The 14,316-nt window shown below is 57.7% G+C and carries 12 protein-coding genes; all 12 read right to left on the bottom strand.

The window, feature by feature from the left end; genetic code table 11:
* Positions 1-49 precede the first annotated feature (49 nt).
* The 12 genes from IRT44_RS14770 to IRT44_RS14715 all read right to left on the bottom strand — a co-directional run bounded on the left by IRT44_RS14770 (position 50) and on the right by IRT44_RS14715 (position 14,301).
* Positions 50-1,339, bottom strand: coding sequence for a UDP-glucose dehydrogenase family protein (locus tag IRT44_RS14770; RefSeq protein ID WP_230076899.1), 1,290 nt, complete (start codon positions 1,337-1,339; stop codon positions 50-52).
* Between the two features lie 9 nt (positions 1,340-1,348).
* The gene (locus IRT44_RS14765; RefSeq protein WP_230076898.1) at positions 1,349-2,425 is read right to left on the bottom strand and encodes a glycosyltransferase; all 1,077 of its coding nucleotides are present in this window, start codon (positions 2,423-2,425) and stop codon (positions 1,349-1,351) included.
* Positions 2,426-2,571: 146 nt separating this feature from the next.
* Positions 2,572-3,366, bottom strand: a complete 795-nt coding sequence (locus tag IRT44_RS14760; protein WP_230076897.1) for a glycosyltransferase family 2 protein — start codon at positions 3,364-3,366, stop codon at positions 2,572-2,574.
* Positions 3,363-4,409 carry a glucose-1-phosphate thymidylyltransferase gene (locus IRT44_RS14755; protein ID WP_326838920.1) on the bottom strand — a complete coding sequence of 349 codons (1,047 nt, stop codon included), beginning with the start codon at positions 4,407-4,409 and terminating at the stop codon, positions 3,363-3,365. The genes IRT44_RS14760 and IRT44_RS14755 overlap by 4 nt, the downstream gene beginning before the upstream one ends.
* 123 nt (positions 4,410-4,532) lie before the next feature.
* Positions 4,533-5,726, bottom strand: a complete 1,194-nt coding sequence (locus tag IRT44_RS14750) for a glycosyltransferase family 4 protein (RefSeq protein WP_171564929.1) — start codon at positions 5,724-5,726, stop codon at positions 4,533-4,535.
* Entirely contained in the window at positions 5,707-6,066 is a 360-nt protein-coding gene (locus IRT44_RS14745; RefSeq protein ID WP_230076895.1) for a hypothetical protein, read from the bottom strand. Before IRT44_RS14745 ends, IRT44_RS14750 begins: the two co-directional genes overlap by 20 nt.
* Before the next feature lie 204 nt (positions 6,067-6,270).
* Positions 6,271-6,966 (bottom strand): DnaD domain-containing protein, encoded by a 696-nt coding sequence (locus IRT44_RS14740; protein WP_171564931.1) that lies wholly within the window; start codon positions 6,964-6,966, stop codon positions 6,271-6,273.
* A 125-nt stretch (positions 6,967-7,091) separates the two neighbouring features.
* Positions 7,092-8,381 (bottom strand): asparagine--tRNA ligase, encoded by a 1,290-nt coding sequence (gene asnS / locus IRT44_RS14735; protein ID WP_171564932.1) that lies wholly within the window; start codon positions 8,379-8,381, stop codon positions 7,092-7,094.
* Between the two features lie 228 nt (positions 8,382-8,609).
* Positions 8,610-11,438: a WIAG-tail domain gene (locus IRT44_RS14730; RefSeq protein ID WP_212131997.1), complete on the bottom strand. Its 2,829-nt coding sequence runs from the start codon at positions 11,436-11,438 to the stop codon at positions 8,610-8,612.
* 176 nt (positions 11,439-11,614) lie between these two features.
* The gene (locus IRT44_RS14725) at positions 11,615-13,126 is read right to left on the bottom strand and encodes an AAA family ATPase (RefSeq protein WP_171564934.1); all 1,512 of its coding nucleotides are present in this window, start codon (positions 13,124-13,126) and stop codon (positions 11,615-11,617) included.
* Positions 13,119-13,646 carry a hypothetical protein gene (locus IRT44_RS14720; RefSeq protein WP_171564935.1) on the bottom strand — a complete coding sequence of 176 codons (528 nt, stop codon included), beginning with the start codon at positions 13,644-13,646 and terminating at the stop codon, positions 13,119-13,121. The genes IRT44_RS14725 and IRT44_RS14720 overlap by 8 nt, the downstream gene beginning before the upstream one ends.
* A 175-nt stretch (positions 13,647-13,821) precedes the next feature.
* The gene (locus IRT44_RS14715) at positions 13,822-14,301 is read right to left on the bottom strand and encodes a cell wall elongation regulator TseB-like domain-containing protein (RefSeq protein ID WP_171564936.1); all 480 of its coding nucleotides are present in this window, start codon (positions 14,299-14,301) and stop codon (positions 13,822-13,824) included.
* Positions 14,302-14,316: the final 15 nt, after the last annotated feature.

Here is a 14,316-nt window from a genome sequence, read left to right as displayed (position 1 = left end):
GGTTCAAATAGCTCCGTACGCAAAAAGCTGACTTTTCTCGACGGAAAAGTCAGCTTCTGCCCACGCCGACATAGACGAAACCGGCTTTCGACAGCGCATCGGCCGGCCAGGCGTTGCGCCCGTCAAACAGCACGGGAGCGTTCATCACCGCCTTCACCTGCTGCCAGTCAAGGTCTACACACTGTTTCCACTCTGTCACCAGCACGGCGGCATCCGCAGCCTGGAGCGCTGCATACGGATCGGACGCGTACGTCACCTGAGGGAACAGCCGGGCGACTGCCGGAGACGCCACCGGATCGTACGCCGACACCGCTGCCCCTTCACGGAGCAAAACATTCAGCACTTTTAGGGACGGAGCTTCCCGGATGTCGTCCGTATTCGGTTTGAACGCCAGGCCCAGCACGGCAATCCGCTTGCCGTGCAGCGTCCCCAGCCGATCGCGCAGCCGAGCGATAAACCAGTCCGGCTGCGTCGCATTCAAATCCCGCACCTTTTCCAGGATGGAGAGAGAGACGCCGTGCTGTTTGGCCAGCTGCAGCAGGGCGATCGTGTCCTTGGGAAAACACGACCCGCCGAAGCCCAGCCCCGCCTGCAAAAACTCCGGCCCGATCCGGCTGTCCAGCCCCATCCCGCGGGCTACGGTCTGCACGTCCGTGCCCAGAACCGCGCACAGCCGGGCCAGCTCGTTCATAAACGAAATCTTCGTGGCTAAAAACGCGTTGGACGCGTATTTGATCAGCTCCGCATCGGCTCGCGTCGTGAACACGCGCGGTGCCTTTACCCCTTCGTACAACCGCTTGAGGACGGCAAACGCCTCATCCGCGTCGGCCCCGATCACGATGCGGGACGGCGAAAGCGCATCCTGTAAGGCGCTTCCTTCCCGTAAAAACTCCGGGTTGGACGCCACGTGTATCCCCCCGCAGGCGGCAAGCAGGGCGGCCACGCGATCGGCCGTGCCGACAGGAACCGTGCTTTTGATCACCACGGTGCGCTGCTTCGGCACATCCGCCTGCAGGGCGCGAATATCATCCACGGCGGCAAACAGATAGGACAGATCGGCTGAACCGTCGGCTGCTTCCGGTGTGCCGACGCAGATGAACAACACATCTGCATCGCGTGCGCCCTCCTTTAGACTGGCGGCAAAGCGAAGTGCGCCGCTGTCGATCGCCCGGGCCAACGCTTCCTCCAGACCAGGTTCGTAGATGGGGCAGATCTTTTGTTTCAATCGGCTGATTTTCGCCGCGTCGACATCCACCCCCGTCACCCGATGTCCGTGCAAGGCAAAGGACACCGCCGTCGTCAGACCCACGTATCCCGTACCTACTACGGTTACCTCCATGCTTTCACCTCATCGCTGCTTTTTCAGTACGCGAAGATACAAGTCTTCCAGTTTTGCGCGCTGTTTCTCTATATCGTGGCGGCGCTCCACCTTTTCTCTCGCCCGGATCACCACGTCCGGCCATCGGTCCTGCTCCTTCAGCACGCGTTTGATCATCTTGGCCAGCTTGGCGACGGACCGCTCCGGCACGAGGTATCCCGTCTTGCCGTGTTTCACCAGTTCGGGAATACCTGCGTGATAGGTAGAGATGACTGGTCTGCCGACCGCCATGGCTTCCATCAGGACGTTGGGGATGCCTTCCTGATTGCCGTTTTTCGCCGTTTTGCAGGCGAGGACGAACACATGGCAGTTCGCCAGTTCACGCCCAACCTCGTGATGGGGCTGGGCGCCGCGCAGCGTAACAGCATGCTGCAGGCGGTGGCGCTTGATCAGGCGGCGCAGCTTCTGCTTCTCTTCCCCGTCGCCGACAATCGTCAGCGTCGCACGGGGATACTTGCGGCGAATGCGGGCAAACGCCTTGATCAGTGTGTCCATCCCCTTCTTTTCGGTCAAACGGCCGACGCTCAGCAGGCGAAACGCCCCGTCGACGACCGGCTGCGGAGGCTGCAGGGGAAATTTGCCCAGATCAATCCCCGAGCGGATCACGGTGATTTTTTTGCGCGGACAGCCGAGTCGGATCAGCTGCCGCTTCATGTGCTTGCTGACGACCGTAAACGCCTTTCCGTGACGAAACAGCCGCTTCAGCGCGCGGCGGTAGCGGCTGTCCTGCTGCACGCGTTTGGTCACGTCAAATCCGTGAAAGGAGGTGATCAGCGGCAGTTTCGCCTTTCGCGCATGCGGCAGCAGCTCCACTCCGGCCGTGCCAAACCGGGCGTGCAGACAGGCAAACTTCTGTTTTTTCAGCCAGCCGGCAAGACCCTTAAACCGCCTGCGCACGTACACGGGCCAATAGGGAAAATCCTTGCGGTTGCACTGCCGCCGCGTGAGCACGACCGGCTGCACACGCTGGTGGCCAAGCAGTTGTTCGTAGATGAAGGTTTCGCTTTTCGGCAGGAATTTGCGCCGGTAAACAAGAACCCGATGCATGCGATGGCCTCCCGATTACATCTGTGAGCCGTTTTGAACGGTGCGCATGTGCTTGCGCTGCAGTTTGTGGCGGACAGACGAAGAACCGCTCCCACTGCCAACACATGGCCGGCACGGTCCTCATCTGTGTGACCGCCTCACTCGCTTCAGCTCCTTGATGATGAGATACCCGCCTTTATAGCCGTAGACGGGTTTGTACTTGCCCCCCAGCGCGTGAGATAGTACTGAAAGGTCTCTCTGCGAAGCCGGTTCCGTTTCGATTTCATCTCCTTGTCGGTAAGCTGACCCCGGTGCTTGGTCCTGTTGTACAGCATGCGGTTGATCCACTTTACGGGATACCGTTCGATCAGCCGGAGAATCATTCGCCGGTCTTCCATGATCCGTCCCTCATACGGATCAGAGGTATCCCATCCTCCTACCTCCCGCAACGCCTCTACCCGATAGCACCGCGGCGCCACCATCCAGCGGTTGTACTGCAAAAAGTCGTATTTGTTGTGAAATTGCTTGTGGGTGATGATAAACGGATCGCAGCAGCGCTCGCGCTTGACCCGCCAGATTTTCACGTTTCCATAGAACAGCGCCGTGTTCTTCTTGTCTTTGCGGATGTATCGCTTCAGGATGGAGAGTGCCTCACGCGGCAGCCAGTCATCCGAATCCAACTGGACCAAAAACGGCGTATCCACCATCGCCAGCGCTTGGTTCATCACCTTGGAAATGCCGGAGTTCTCCTCCATCCGGAAATACTGGATGCGAGGATCTGTGAGATAGGGGGCGACCTTCTCGTACGTCTGGTCTGTAGACGCATCGTCCATGATCAGCAGTTTCCAGTCCGTACACGTCTGCTTGAGCACACTGCGGATCGCCTTGTCGATAAACGCTTCCCGGTTGTACGTGGGAATGACGACAGTGAACGTAGTGGGCTTGGGCGGCATTGTCGTCATGGCGGACTCCCCTTCGCCCTGGGCATGCGGATGGAGGATTTGTCACTGAGGATAAACACCCCACTGCTGTCCGCTCCGCTGCCGGCGAGATGGGATGAACGGCCAAACACGCTGTTGGTCACCGGCCATTCCACGTCATTGAGGGAGCTGTTTTCGAGCAGAATGCTGTTTTCAATGTGCTTGCAGTTTTTCAACTGAACGCCGTCCTGTATCGCCACATAGGGACCCAGCCGACAGTTTTCGATCCGGCAGCGCTTCCCGATCAACACCGGACCGATGATGGTGCAGTTTTCCACAATGCTGTCGCTGCCGATTTCGTGCCGGACGCCGAGCTCCTGTGTCAGCATCCAGCGGTTGGCCTCGAGCCAGCGTTCAATCGTTCCCACATCCGTATATTGTCGGTGGGTAACGGTATGGGCAATGTGATAGCCGCTGTCGATCATCGCCTGGATCGCGTCTGTGATTTCGTACTCACCGCGTTTGGACGGACGCAGGGTGGCAATTGCTGCAAAAATCGGGCGGGTAAACAGGTAGGCGCCGATCACTGCGAGATTGCTTTTGGGACGCTGCGGCTTTTCCTCTACGGAGACCAGACGCTCATCCTGGATTTCCGCGATCCCGTAATCCTGCGGTCGGTCCACCTTACTCAGCATCACGACACCGTCCGCCCCGGTGCGGGTAAAGGTCTTCGTCAGCTCGTGCAAGGAATCCATCAGCAGATTATCGCCCAACAGCAGGATAAACGGTTCGTCACGCAGGAACGGCTGCGCCAGCTGCACGGCATGGGCAATTCCAAATGGTTTTTGTTGTTCAAGAAAGGTAATGGTAGCCCCAAATTGACTACCATCACCAACATATTGTGGAATTTCCTTTTGGGACGGTTGTATGACAATTCCGATATCACGCACACCCACTTCACGCAGTTTGAGTATGCAGTAATGCAATACCGGGTGATTGGCCACAGGGAGAAGGGTTTTGGGTTGGGAATAGGAAAAGGGATGCAGGCGGGTGCCGCGTCCAGCACACAAGATTAACCCTTTCACGACAATCACTCCCCAGTTGTGCTCTGCGATACTTATAAGGTATGCGGCTTTTTCCTTCCGAGCAGGGCTTACGTCCTCAACCGCAAAAGAACGGGCGACCATCCCCTCCAATCGGTCATCCGTTCAGCCGATGCTGCGCAGCGGCTGCCTGCTCTGTGCCTGCTTTCGCCCTGTTCGTTTGGCGATGACTTCCTCGAAAACACGCAGATACTCCTGGGCGGTCGTGTGCCAGGAAAATTGCCTGGCTCGCATCAGCGCCCGCCTTCCCATGTCAGAACGGAAACGGGGAATCCTCCACAGCGACTCCCAGACGGAAGGAAGTTCCTGTGACCACTCCTCGGGCGGGATGAGGAACCCGCTGCCCAGGTGGTTGACCACTTCCGCGATGCCCCCCCGCGGCGTGGTGATGACTGGCTTGCCGGACGCCATCGCTTCCAGATTGACGCGGCAAAAAGGCTCTTGCCATACCGACGGTGTCGCCACCACATCGCCAATCTGGTAGTACAGCGGCATCTGCGCGCTGGGTACGAAGTTGACGAAGATCACTGCGTCGCCCAGCGGAGCCGCCAGTTCTTTCAGACGGCGCACGTAGGCATTTTCGCGGTTGCTGCCGTATCCCGTCCCTCCGACGATGACCAACCGGGCTTTTGGGTCCCTTTCGAGCACGTGCCGAAACGCTCTGAGTAATACGTGCACCCCTTTTTCGCGAATCAGCCGACCCGCGTAGACCAACACCCGATGATGCGACTTCAGCCCCAACTGCCGACGCAGTTTCTTCACCGCGCGGCTTTTTCGGGCTGCCTGATAGGGGGTGACGTCCACCCCGAGGTGTACAGCGTGCACCTTGGCCGCGGGCAGCCGGAGTTTCTCAATAAAATGGCTGCGCAAATACTCGCTGTTCGTGAGTATGCCGTCTGCCAGCCGGCCTACCCGCCGCATTTGTTCTGCGCTGATCAGCGGCGGGGACGCGTAGACGTGGGAGTGCATGTTCACAACGATCGGCACACGGGGAAAATGGCGCCGCAGCGCCGGTACATAATGCGGCCGGTTTTCCACCAGAATCACATCCGGCTGCCGCTTGCGCAGATCGCGGATCACGCTGCGCAGGTATGGGCCAGGGCCGCTGTAGTCGAAGCGGACGAACTCCCGGTGTCTCTCCCGAGTGGACTCTGGGTAGTCGGGACACGTGCGGGTGTAGATCGTCACCTGATGCTGCGGCCCGAACACTTTGCTCACTTCGTCTATATCGTGCTCTACGGAGCTGCCCTTGACTGGCGGTACGGAAAACGGACCGGGGCTAATGATCGCGATGTTCATCTCGCTCTTTCTCCCACTCTTTTTTCAAGGAGAGGACGACCTGGTACAGATACTCACAATCCCGTTTCTGTTCGGCTTCCAGCGCCTTGAAACGTTCCTCCCAGGCGGCGAGCGATTGCTTCAGCTCAGCTACCTGCGCCTCGAGCTGTTCGATCCGCTCCTTCCACGTCGGTTCCTCGGGCTGTTTGACCTGCTCATTCGGCGCCTGCCCTTCAAACGGAAGCAACTCCGGCAGTTTGACGGAGGTGACCCGTTCGACGGCTTCCTCGACGATGACATGACCGGAAAAGACGCCCGGCATGACCCAGTGGGGCGGTTCCCCTCGTTTTCGTTTTTCCACGGCAACATACCTCCAACCTGCGTGCCCCGGCGGCAGCGGGTCACCATGTTACCCCGTCCAAACCGATGCCGCACGGGCACACGTCACGTATTTCGTAATATGGTATGAAACGACGCGGAAATGGGTACGTGTACAGCCGCGAAACGGCAGCAGCCATTCACACCGGTAAGTGCCCAACAAAAAAAACCGCTGTGACTTACGTGCTCACAGCGGTTGCCGGTAATCGCGCGAGGGGGCCTGTCGCCGAAAACGCAGACTGTAATGCCGCGCCTCCTCCACGCTGGTGATCTGTTGTTTTTGCCACTCCAGAAGAATCCGATCGATGTAGCGGATGTGCAGTTTGCCCACGGCTGCTGCTTCCCGAAGGGCGGTCAGGATCAATTCCTCCGCATGGCCATCCTGCTCAACCCACATGTGGATCGTCTCGATTTCAAAGGGAGACAGGGGACGTCCGAAGGCCTGTTCGAACCGGCTGTACAGGTCGGTCGGCTCCTCGAAAGACGCCGCGGCCGCCTCGGCGAACGGTTCTGCCACCGAGTCGACGATGCGGGAAGCCGTGAGCTGCTCACGCCAGCTCTGGTACAACTTGCGGTACAGCGGCGTCAAATTGTACTGCTCGTGGCGCAGTCCCGTTTGCTGGTCAATGTATTCGTCAATCCTGATCCACTCTTCCTTCAACAGCTTTTGCAGCGTCTGGATCAGCCGCGCAGGCGTGAGGGACATGCGCTCTTCCAGTTCCTGCAGGGTGGGAAACCGCTTCCCCTCCTGTTGAAACGACAGCAGGTGGATGATCAGCATCATCTCCTCGTCGGACAGAGACATGCGCTTGTACATCTTCAGCAGCAGATTGGAGACGGATGTCGCGCCTTCTTGCAGCAGTTGCAAAATATGGGGGTCCATGAAACCATTCACCTCATTGACAGGCCGGTCATCCGGCAAATCCAAACAAGAAAACACCCTGCCGCCCACCGGCAACAGGGTGTCGGGCCGTCAGGCAGCCGCGCTGCCGCATAACGGTTGGGGCATTATGGGTAGAGACGGTACAGCATGCGCGGGAACGGGATCGTCTCGCGCACGTGGTCAAGTCCGCAAATCCAGGCGATCGTCCGTTCCAGACCGAGACCGAATCCGGAGTGCGGCACCGTGCCGTATTTTCGCAGATCGAGGTACCACTTGTAGGCGTCTTCGGACAGGTTGTGTTCGGCGAAGCGCTGCTCCAGCAGGACCGGATCGTCAATCCGCTGGCTGCCGCCGATAATTTCACCGTAGCCCTCCGGCGCGATCAGGTCGGCACAAAGCACCACTTCCGGACGGTTCGGGTCCGGTTTCATGTAGAACGCTTTGATCTCGGTCGGATAGTGGGTGATGAAGACCGGCTTGTCAAAGTGCTCGGCGATCATCGTTTCGTCCGGCGCGCCGAAATCGTCGCCCCACTTGATGTCGCTGCCCTTTTCCTGCAGCAGCTTGATCGCGTCATCGTACGTGATGCGCGGGAACGGAGCCACTACGTTTTCCAGCTTGCTGGTGTCGCGCTGCAGTGTTTTCAGTTCACGCTGGCAATTTTTCAGGACGGACTGCACGATATGGGAGACAAACGCCTCCTGAATGCGCAGGTTTTCTTCGTGATCGACAAAGGCCATCTCGGGCTCGATCATCCAAAACTCGATCAGATGGCGGCGCGTTTTGGACTTTTCCGCACGGAACGTCGGTCCGAAGGAATAGACACGCCCCAACGCCATGGCGGCCGCTTCCATGTAAAGCTGGCCGGATTGCGACAGGTAGGCATCCTCGTCAAAATACTTGGTGTGGAACAGGTTGGTCGTTCCTTCTGCGGATGTCGGCGTGAGAATTGGCGGGTCCACTTTGTAAAACCCGTGCTGATGGAAAAATTCAGTAACAGCGCGGATCACCTCGGAACGGATCGCCATCACGGCCCGCTGGCGCGGTGTTCTCAGCCACAGGTGACGATGGTCCATCAGGAAGTCAACGCCGTGCTCCTTGAGCGAGATCGGGTAATCTTGCGCGAGTTGAATGATGTCGATTCCGGTGACAGTCAGCTCATAGCCGCTGGGGGCCCGCTCGTCAGCGCGCACGACACCGGTTATGTACAGAGAGCTTTCCTGAGTCAGCTTGGAAGCCGCTTCCCACACTGCTTCCGGCACCTCGGCCTTAACCACGACGCCCTGAATAAAGCCGGAGCCATCGCGAAGCTGCAGGAATTGTATTTTACCGCTGCTGCGCTTGTTGTAGAGCCAGCAGCCCAGTCGCACTTCTTGTCCCACGTGCTGCCCGATCTGGGCAATGGTCGTCATCATCGGCTTGTTTTCCCTCCAATATCCCATTCAAAACAAATTCCGACTTGGTTGTAACGAATCAATTATACTATCGGGTATGTATAAATTCAATGAAAGACTGACTAGGACCAAGGTTACCGTAAAAATATTATGGTAACAAAACGCGCACGCGAAGCAACTGTCCCGCCTGCAGGTGCACGAGCGCAAAAACAAGGCCCTCCCTGCCTGAGAGGGCCCGCTTCTCCGTTGTCAGTGCTGCTCCGTCTCATCCGGATGGACGGAATATACGTTGCCTGGTTCGTTTTCGGCATCCTGCTCATCTGCGAATACGGGATGGCTGTCAGTCTCGGGCGCATCTTCGGTCTGTCCGGCGTCTTCGGCGTGGACAACAGCAGCCTCCTCCGTCTGTGCCTCTGCACTCAGGTCGACGTCAGGCTCTACGTCCTCCTCCGCCAACACAATCGGCTGTTCCTCGTACAACGTCTGCGCCGTTCCCTTTTCCCCGACCGCAATCCACTGCAATACGCCAGAAGTCTCCTGGCCTTCATCGGTGCGGAACACGCTCACGACGGCATACGTTCGGTTCGTGAATTTGAGCGATGTACAACATCCCAACTGATTGCTCATGGCGATCAGGCAGTAATGGGGATCTGCATAGGGAACGTTGAGCCGGATGGTCACATCTGTCGACTTTTCCCCGGTAGCCAGGTGAAACGGAACGATTCCGAACTGCTGCAGGGTGTTCCCTTGTATGCTGCCGGATTCCAGCGGCCGAAACGACAGCTTTTCCGGTGTGACAGCACCATCGGCGAGATGCTGCGTGACGATCGCGTTCTCAGCCAAATGCTCGGCAGTTACGGCACCAGCCGCCAATTTTTCCGCCGTCACGGCACCGGCAGCCAGCTTTTCCTCGGTCACGGCAGCCGCAGCCAGTTTCTCCTCGGTCACGGCGTCCGCCTTCAGATGGACAGCGGACACGATCGATTCCTGCAGATGATGAGACGCAATGCTCTTTCGCTGCAGGTGTTCGCCATGAACCGAGCCGTTGGCCAGCTTATCCCGATTGATCGACCGGTCCACGATGTGATCTGTCGACACTGCAAACACGTCCAGCTTATCGCCGTCCACGCTGCGTGCCGCCAACTTTTCCCGGGTGACCGCCTGATCGGCCAGGAATGTAGAAGTGATCAACTGCGGCTGGAGATGCTGAGGGCCTATCGCCTGCGGACGAATATGGTCGCTGTCGACGATCTGGGGAGTGAGCAGATCGCCGGTCACGCTGCCGGGAGCCAGGTGCTCACCGGTCAGGCTGCCTTTCACCACGTGCTCTCCGGTCACCGAACGGGCTTCCAGTTTGGTGCCATCCACACTGCCGTCCGCCAGTTTCTCCCGGGTGACGCTGCTGTCGGCCAGCTTTTCCCCCGTCACGGCGCCTGGTAGGATGTGTTCGTTGTGCACGGAGCCGCTCACCAGATGCTGGGCATGCACGGACTTCTCGGCCAGTTTATCCCAGGTGACCACGCCATTTGACAAATGACGTGCCTTGATGGCCTCCGTAGCCAATTTCGCCGATGTGACGGCCCCGTCCGCCAGTTTGGGGGTGGTGACGCTCAGGTCCGTGATTTTGTCAGTGGAGACAGATTCGCTCGCCAACTTCGACGTGGTCACCACGTGATCGGCCAGGTTGTTCGTCTGGATAATGTGATCCTTTAAATGAACGTTGCTGATAATGCGCTCGCGCAGATGGACATCTTCAATTGCGCTCCTGGCCAGCTTCTCCTTGGTGATCGCCCCTTCGGCGATGTGTCTGGCTTCGATCGACTCATCGGCCACATGGACACCGTAGACGCTGCGCGGCGCCAGCTTGTCGGCTTCCACCGCCTGATGGGCCAGTTTGCTGGTGGTCACCTGCTGGTCGCCGATTTTCTTGCTGGTCACCACGTTGTCCTGCAGGTGACTGGTTTGAATCACGCCTGCCTGCAGATGGACACCACTGACAGCTCCCTTGGCCAATTTTTCACTGGTGACACAACCGCTGTCCAAATGCTCCGACTGAACCGCGAACGGTGCCAGCTTTTGGCTGTTGACCGCCTCCGGAGCCAGATGGTGAGGGCCGATGATCAGATGGGCAATATGCTGCTCCCCAACGCAGCCCGGCATCAGGTTGACGCTGTCCACAGCACGTTCTGCCAAATGTTCGTGCAGAATTGCCCCGCGTTTGATGTGCTGGGATTCGACCGCTTCCTCGTCCAGCTTGCTTGCGGTCACTGACGCGTCCCTCAGTTTGTCGGTCGTGACAGCACCGTCCTCCAGCTTGACGGAATTGATGATGTAGTTGGCCAGATTGCCTGTTTGAATCGTGCCCATTTTGATCTTTTCCGACGTGATCGCCTGATCCTGGATCAGTTCGCTGGTGATCGCCTGTTCCTGAATGTGCTTGGTCTGGATTGCTCCCTCGGCAAACTTGATCGAGTCGATCGTCTTGTCTGCCAGCTTTTCCGATGTGATGCTGTTGTTCATCAGCTTGTCACCGGAAATGGTGCGGTCCTGAATCATCTCACCCGTAATGACGTATCTGCCGATGTGGATGGATTGGATGGCTTCCGGGGCAATCTTGCCGGACGTGACGCTGTTGTCGGCCAGTTTGGCGCTGTCGACGGCGTAGTCTTTCAGCAGGGTGTTGTCGATGCAGCCTGGCTTGATCTTGGAAGCGTCGATCGCCCGGTTCGCAATCTTTTCGGTCGTCACTGCCTGGTCGCTCAGATCGTCCGTGTAGACAAAGGAATATTCTTGCTCCTGTTTCCGCTCCTTGATGATCTTGGAGAACGTTGTTTGATTGGAGGAAACGTTTTGTGGGGGCACATTGTGCAGGGGCGGAATGACGTCACTGCTTTTGTTGGTGATTGTGAACGATTTCGGCTCAAAATCCTCGTAATCGTCTTCATCCGTCAATTCCGACTCCAGCCGTTCGAGCCAGACCAACTCTGATGTCTGCGGCAGAAAGGGAATCTCGAACGACTCATTCTTCGAGCGTTTTCCCAAGGATTTGTGCTGTTTTCTCCGGTTTACTTTTGCCATTGGGTCTCCTTCCCTTCTGATGTCACTCCCATGTGCTCTTGTAGGATATTCAACACGGGCGGGGTTGGGTACCCTGTCCTGCAAAAAAAGTCGAGACGACAACTGGTCTGAACAGCGGAAAACCGGCACGGCCTGTTCCCTGCCAGAGATTGTAGAAACACAAAAAAGCCGGCGGATCAAACCGCCAGCTCCTTGGACGATTGCCGGGCTTCGGCCAGCAGGCGGCGGAACGCATCGCCATGCAGCACTTCCTCTTCCAGCAGCGTGTTGAGGCCAATCTGGAACACGGAGTCGAATTTGCGCAGCAGCGCGCGCGTCTTCTCCAGCAGTTCCTCCAGCAACCGGTTTACTTCTTCGTGAATGTGCGTTTTGTCTGCGAATTGCAAATGGACAATCCCCAAGCGGGACATCCCGCTTTGGACAATCTCCGTCGCCATGTTCAGCGCCTGCTCAAAGTCGTTTTTGGAGCCGGTGCTCCGGCCGCCGTAGTAGATTTCTTCGGCAACGGCGCCGCCCAGGCAGACCATGATCTGCTGTTCCAGCGCTTCCTTGGTATACAGGTAGCGATCCTCCAGCGGATTTTGACGGACGTACCCCAACGCTTTGCCGCGAGGACTCAGCGTCACCTGGGAGACAGAACCCGGGCGCACGTGTTCGCTGACGATCGCGTGTCCCAGTTCGTGCAGCGCCACCCGTTTCTTTTCTTCCAGGGACGCTTCCCGGTCCACTTTTTCCCCCAGCATGACCTTGTCCACCGCCAGCGCAAAGTGGCGCGCCTCAATCATCTCACTCTGGTCGCGCATGGCGTAAATTGCTGCTTCATTTGCCACGCTCTCCAGCTGCGCGCCGGAGAAGCCAAACGTCTCCTGCGCCACTTTGTCCAGCGAGACATCGGAAGCAAGCGGCTTGTTGGCGGTGTGGATCATCAGAATCTGCTCGCGTGCAGTCTTGTCCGGCAGATCGACGCTGATGTGCCGGTCAAAGCGTCCGGGACGCAGCAGAGCGGGGTCCAGCATGTCCTTGCGGTTGGTCGCGGCAATCAGCAGGATGCGCGGCTTGTCGCTGGTGGCGATGCCGTCCATCTCGGTTAACAGCTGGTTCAGCGTCTGGTCGTATTCGCGCTGCTGCTGACCGTCGCGCTTGCCGCCGATCACGTCAATTTCGTCGATGAAAATGATCCCGCTGTCCTGACCGTTCTTTTCCGCCAGGGCTTTGACTTCCTTGAACAGATCACGAATGCGCTGAGCACCCACCCCGACGTACATCTCCACAAACTGGGAACCGGACGCAGCCAAAAACGCGGAATTGGTGTAATTGGCAGCCGCTTTGGCCATCAGCGTTTTCCCCGTCCCCGGGGGACCTGTCAACAGCACGCCTTTGATCGGGCGAATGCCGTACTGCTCAATTTTGTCCTTGTGCACGAGAAAATCGAGCGCTTCTTTCAGCTCGTTTTTGGCCCGCTCCTGTCCGCCGATGTCGGCGAACGTCACGTTGGAGGCGGGTACAGCGTGTTTGCTCGGCTGGGACTTTCCACCGAACGGAAGTTTTCCCTGATTCTGCCGCACGATCAGAAAATACATGGCCGTCAAGACGGCGGCAAACAAGAGAAACGGTGTAATGTTGACACCGAGAAACAGCAGAAAAATCAGGATGCCGGGAACCACGCCGATCAAGATTTCCTTACCCATGCATCGTCACCTCGTTTCCGGCCGAACGGGGAATGATCGCGTAGAAGTCGTCCTTCCCCTTTTTCAAGTAGACGTAGACGTTGCGGTCGTCCATCAGTGCGGACGCTTCATCCAGCCGATGAGCGGTCTTCCACTCCGTCAACATCTGCGGAATGCGGCTGTATTGATGCAAATCCAGCGCTTCCGTAAAGGAAAATAACCCATCCATCCAAATCTGTTCCAGGTCTTGCGAATCGTTGTCCACGTCAACTTCCACCGTCTTGCCCCGAGCCAGGTCGGCAGTTTCCTGGAGCAAGCGGCGGTATTCCTGCGGGAACAAATCCGGGCGGGTCACTTGCAGCTTTATCTCAATGCGATCCTTGCTAACATCCAAGTGCGTCAGTTCCGCTGACTTCATCTGTCCGATATGGGTGCGAAGCGGTGTTTCCACTTCCATTTTTTGGTATAAAAACCAACCACCGAACAGGAGAGTGAGCGTCGCCAGCAGCGAGAGGCCAATTGCACGTTTTCGCAGTTGCACAGCTACTCCCCCTTTTGTTGTATTGTGCGCTCAGTCAACGGTTCCAGTATATCACATCCGTATAGCGTTTTTTGTATGCAGATGTTGGATACCCGGCCCCGAGCAGAACGGCAAAAAGGCCTTTTTCACTTGGAAAAAGGCCTTTTGAGCGTACATCTGTACATCTGCATCCGGCCTACGCCGGCGAGACGATGTAAGAGGTGAGCAGCTTGCCGCTGAACAGGTCGTAGTGGAGATAGTGAAAGCGGCCGTCACGATCCTGCAGGGTGACTTCCCAGAAGCGGCTGTTTTCGTCCAACCCCGGGACGATGTGCAGCACACGCGCATCGGGAAAGCCTTTTTTGACTGCCTCTTCGACACTTTCCCGGCTGACCGCCCTGTCCATCGTGTCAAACACGGCCTTGTCGGCGGTCAACCATGCGACTACCGGTGTTCCGACCTTGTTTTTGCCCAGCACGACGGCGTAGGACTCTTTGCTGCGGTACTCGTCAATCACATCGATCTCGGTGATCGTCGTCCGTTCCTGTACCCACTGCCGCACCTGGTCTTCGAAGTCGTGCCGTTTGCCCACGACCGTGGACGTCAAGTGATAGGCGGCACCCAGGGTGACCACCAGACAAACGGCTACAGCCCCTATTATGATTCGTACCAACACAATGACAATCCCCTT

This window comes from Brevibacillus sedimenti, from assembly GCF_020923495.1.
GTDB lineage: Bacteria > Bacillota > Bacilli > Brevibacillales > Brevibacillaceae > Brevibacillus > Brevibacillus aydinogluensis.
This window is presented reverse-complemented; position numbering and strand designations above follow the sequence as displayed.

What these genes read in the sequence shown, in the direction of transcription:
- IRT44_RS14725 (WP_171564934.1), bottom strand. Translation starts at nt 13,126, where the DNA reads ATGGGTAAGGAAATCTTGATCGGCGTGGTTCCCGGCATCCTGATTTTT.
- IRT44_RS14740 (WP_171564931.1), bottom strand. Translation starts at nt 6,966, where the DNA reads ATGGACCCCCATATTTTGCAACTGCTGCAAGAAGGCGCGACATCCGTC.
- IRT44_RS14770 (WP_230076899.1), bottom strand. Translation starts at nt 1,339, where the DNA reads ATGGAGGTAACCGTAGTAGGTACGGGATACGTGGGTCTGACGACGGCG.
- asnS (WP_171564932.1), bottom strand. Translation starts at nt 8,381, where the DNA reads ATGATGACGACCATTGCCCAGATCGGGCAGCACGTGGGACAAGAAGTG.
- IRT44_RS14730 (WP_212131997.1), bottom strand. Translation starts at nt 11,438, where the DNA reads ATGGCAAAAGTAAACCGGAGAAAACAGCACAAATCCTTGGGAAAACGC.
- IRT44_RS14760 (WP_230076897.1), bottom strand. Translation starts at nt 3,366, where the DNA reads ATGACGACAATGCCGCCCAAGCCCACTACGTTCACTGTCGTCATTCCC.
- IRT44_RS14750 (WP_171564929.1), bottom strand. Translation starts at nt 5,726, where the DNA reads ATGAACATCGCGATCATTAGCCCCGGTCCGTTTTCCGTACCGCCAGTC.
- IRT44_RS14765 (WP_230076898.1), bottom strand. Translation starts at nt 2,425, where the DNA reads ATGCATCGGGTTCTTGTTTACCGGCGCAAATTCCTGCCGAAAAGCGAA.